Below are 3,884 nucleotides of genomic sequence, written 5' to 3'. Positions count from 1 at the left end.
CCACCCTTCGCGCGAACACCGCGCGCGAAGGATGGGGCACCCTCAGGATTCTCCGTCTCTATAATTCCTGCGCAGCGGGTAGGGTGGGCCACCCGCCACTGGATTAGTTGGGCGAAGGACAGTGGCTATAACCTGTAGGGTTCTCGCACCCCTATCAAAAAGATAAAAGGCGCGGAATCGCTCCCGCGCCTTTCCCATTGCATCGAGTCGCGCTACAGGGTCGTTTAGAGCGTACCCAAGAACGCGACCAGGTCCTTCTGGTCCCGCTCGGACGGGCCCATGGTGAAGCGCGCGTCGTAGAAGTCGCCCCCGTCGCGCAAGAAATCGCGACGTTGGCACGTGCTGCATCATCCACTCCGGCAGGAGAAGACCGATGCCTGAGACCGTACAGCAGTACATTGCGCGCATCCTGAGCCATTCCGACGGCAAGGACGCGCTGAAGCTCCAGCAACAGGCGCCGAAGAAGGTGGCCGCGCTGCTGCGCGGCAAGGACCGCAAGCGTTTGGCGAAGCGGCCGGCGCCGGGGAAGTGGTCGGTGGCGGAGATCGTGGCGCACCTGGCGGACGCCGAAGTCGCCATCGGCTGGCGCATGCGGCAGATCCTCGCCAGCCCCGGCGTCGCCGTGCAGGCCTTCGACCAGGACGCCTGGGCGAACACCTTCCAATACGGCAAGCGCGACCCGAGGCAGTCGCTGGCCGCTTACACCGCGCAGCGCGAGGCGAACATCGTGCTGCTGAAGTCGGTGCCGCGCAGCGCGTGGGAGAACTACGGCATGCACGCCGAGCGCGGCCAGGAGTCGATCGCGCACATGATCAAGCTCACCGCGGGCCACGATCTGAATCACATCAAGCAGATCGAGGGAATCTTGAAGAACAGTCGTTAGTTGCCAGGTGTTAGTTGTTAGTGGGACCCGGGCATCCGCAGGGATCCGTCTCCAAAGATAAAAGGCGCGGGATCACTCCCGCGCCTCCCCCATTGCACCGAGTCGCGCTACAGGGTTCCCAGGAACGCGACCAGGTCTTTCTTGTCCTGTTCGGACAAACCCATGTTGAAGCGCGCGTCGTAGAACTCCACCACGTCGCGCAGGGTGCGCGCGCCGCCGTTGTGGAAGTAGGGCGCGCGCGCCGAGAGCCCGCGCAGGATGGGCCCCTTCATCTTGCCGACGTCGGCGCACTTGCCGGTGACCATGGCGCGGCCGAGGTCGGTGGTGACCCGGGTCTCGCCGGTGGCCACGCACTGCACGGTGTAGACCGGCAGGCCGCTGAGGTCGAGCCCCGGGCGCCCGGGGTCGCTCACGCCGATGTCGATCGCCAGCGGCACGGAGTGGTTCCCGACGTTGGGCGAATCGTGGCACGTCGTGCAGGTGCCGTTGAGCGCCGGCACGCCGAGCGCGTCGTTCAACCCCTTCACGTCGGTGATCATCAGCGGGTGGGTGTTGAAGATCTCCTGGCCGCGGGCGATCTGCGCCTTGGCCGGGTTGGTGGAATCCTTCCACGCGTTGTAGGTGGTGAAGACCACGGGCGTGAACGGCCGGCCGTTGGGGTCGGCGCCCAGCACGTCGTTGATGCCGACGTAGAACTCCTGGGTGGAAAGCTTCCTGGCGCCGCCGGTGGCGCCGCCTTTATCGAGCGCGCCCGCGCTCAACGAAGTCTCCTGCGCGGTGAACAGCGCGAACTCGGCGTTCACGATGGCCTGCAGTTGCTGGTCGGTGGGGACCACGGCGCCTTCGGCGTGTCCCATGGTGGCGTCGATGGCCTGCTGCCGCAGGTTCTCGCGCAGCGTGTTGCCGGGATGGCTCTCGCGCCCGTCCCACATCACCGTGGTCAGGAACGGAAGGTTGGTCGAGGGCAGCGGGCGCCGATAGTGCGCGGGCGTGACCGGCGTGGTCTCCGCGCAGCTATACGGGTCGTCGATCGCGATGATCTGGAAGTCCGCGCCCGCCGGCACCGGGAACGACACCCGGATCAGGCCCTTGTCGAGCAGCAGGCTGTAGGCCGTGCGCCGCGCGCCCAGGGTCGACACGTCGGCGCTCGGGCAGTTGGCGCCGTCGTTGGTGCGGAAGATGGGGTCGAGGCCGTCGCTGGCGCGAAAGCGCGCCTGCACCTCGCTGGGCTCGATGCCCCATGCGTTCGAGCTGACGTGGCAGCTGGCGCACGTGCGCCCATTGGTCCCCAGGTTCCCGAAGAACGGGTTGTTCAGGTCGATGTTGCCGGCGTTGCTGAAGGTCGACGCCGTGCCCGCCCCGTTCCGGCTGATCACCGGGTTGGGCAGGCTGTTGCCCGCATAGATGGCACTCGCCGTCAGAAGGGCGAGCCAGAGAAGGGCCCAGGACCGCTTGCGCATACACGTATCCCCCACGTTCCGGCACTCTGCCCTGAGTGGCCGCTGCTCGTCAATGCACGGACGTTCCCCGCCCATGCATTTGGCGTTCACTGTCCAACCGGCTCTGTCCAAAGGGATTAGCACCTAAGGTCGCCCGCATGCGGGGCCAAATAGTGCTAGAATTTCGGACACTTTCGGGGGTCGTATGGCGCATCCTGCCCCATCCCTGGGGCACTACCAGTTCGGCGTATACACAGTCGACGTGCGTGCGTTCGAGTTGCGTAAGCATGGCGTGCGCCTCAAGGTGCAGGAGCGTCCGCTGCACCTGCTCATCCTGTTGCTGGAGCGGCCCGGCGAGGTCGTGACGCGCGAGGAGCTGCGCAAGCGGCTGTGGCCCGCGGGCACCTTCGTCGATTTTGACCACGGCATCTCGAGCGCGGTGAACAAGCTGCGCTCGGCGCTCAACGACTCGGCCGCGCATCCACGCTACATCGAGACCATCGGGCGGCAGGGGTATCGCTTCCTCTATCCGGTAGCGCCGCACGTCACCCCCCTCCGCGTGCTGGAACAGCGGCCAGTGCTGGTGCCGAAGGTCAAGCCGCCGCGCCCGCGCTGGCTTGCGCTCGCGGTCATCACCGCGCTGCTGGTCGCGACGGCCGGCGGCGTGCTGGAGTGGCAGCGCCGGGTGGAGCAGGCGCCCGGGCAGATCCGGTCGCTCGCCGTCCTCCCGCTCAAAAACCTCTCCAGCGATCCCGAGCAGGAATATTTCTCCGACGGCCTGACCGACGAGTTCATCACGCACCTCGCAACGCTGCAGGGTCTGCGCGTGATCTCGCGCACGTCTGTCATGCAATACAAGGGCTCCACCAAGCCGCTGCCGCAGATCGCGCGCGAGCTCAACGTCGACGCCATTGTGGAAGGCGCCGTCCTGCGCTCCGGGAACCGCGTCCGCATCACGGCGCAGCTCATCGCCGCCTCCGACGATCGGCACCTCTGGGCAGCGAGCTACGACCGCGACCAGCGCGACATCCTGACCTTGCAGAACGAGGTGGCGCGCGAGGTGGCCGACAACATCCAGCTCACGCTGGCCGCCGCCGACCGCCAGCGCCTCTCGACCTCGCGCCCGGTCGACCCCCAGACGCACGAGTCCTATCTCCGCGGCCGCTATCACCTCGCCAAGCGCACGCCCGGCGATATCCGGACCGCGATCGACGCGTACGAGAGTGCGATCGCCCGCGACCCAAACTATGCGCTCGCCTACGCCGGCCTGGCGGATTGTTACGCGCTGCTCGGCGGCTACGCCAACTCGCCGCAGGATACGTTCATCCGCAAGGCCCGCGCCGCGGCGCTGCGCGCCGTCGAGCTCGACAGCCGCCTCTCGCAGGCGCACACCTCACTCGCCGTCATCGCCCAGAACTACGACTGGGACTGGCAGACCGCCGAGAAGGAATACAAGGAAGCCATCCGGCTCGACCCCAACAACGCCACCGCCCACCACTGGTATGCCGAGTACCTCTCGTTCGAAGGGCGCTTCGACGAGGCCTTCGTCGAGATCGGCCGCG

General features: G+C 66.9%; 3 protein-coding genes. 2 read left to right on the top strand and 1 reads right to left on the bottom strand.

What is annotated here, in order from left to right:
- Positions 1-373: 373 nt before the first annotated feature.
- Positions 374-883 (top strand): DinB family protein, encoded by a 510-nt coding sequence (locus tag VLA96_08450; protein ID HSE49220.1) that lies wholly within the window; start codon positions 374-376, stop codon positions 881-883.
- Positions 884-990: 107 nt separating this feature from the next.
- On the opposite strand, the gene VLA96_08445 is transcribed toward VLA96_08450, so the two are convergent.
- Positions 991-2,343 (bottom strand): hypothetical protein, encoded by a 1,353-nt coding sequence (locus VLA96_08445; GenBank protein ID HSE49219.1) that lies wholly within the window; start codon positions 2,341-2,343, stop codon positions 991-993.
- Between the two features lie 184 nt (positions 2,344-2,527).
- Here VLA96_08445 and VLA96_08440 point away from each other — a divergent pair.
- A partial coding sequence (locus VLA96_08440; protein HSE49218.1) for a winged helix-turn-helix domain-containing protein occupies positions 2,528-3,884 on the top strand: 1,357 nt, incomplete at its 3' end.

The organism is Terriglobales bacterium (assembly GCA_035457425.1).
In the GTDB taxonomy this organism is placed as follows: Bacteria; Acidobacteriota; Terriglobia; order Terriglobales; family Acidobacteriaceae; genus JACPNR01.
This window is presented reverse-complemented; position numbering and strand designations above follow the sequence as displayed.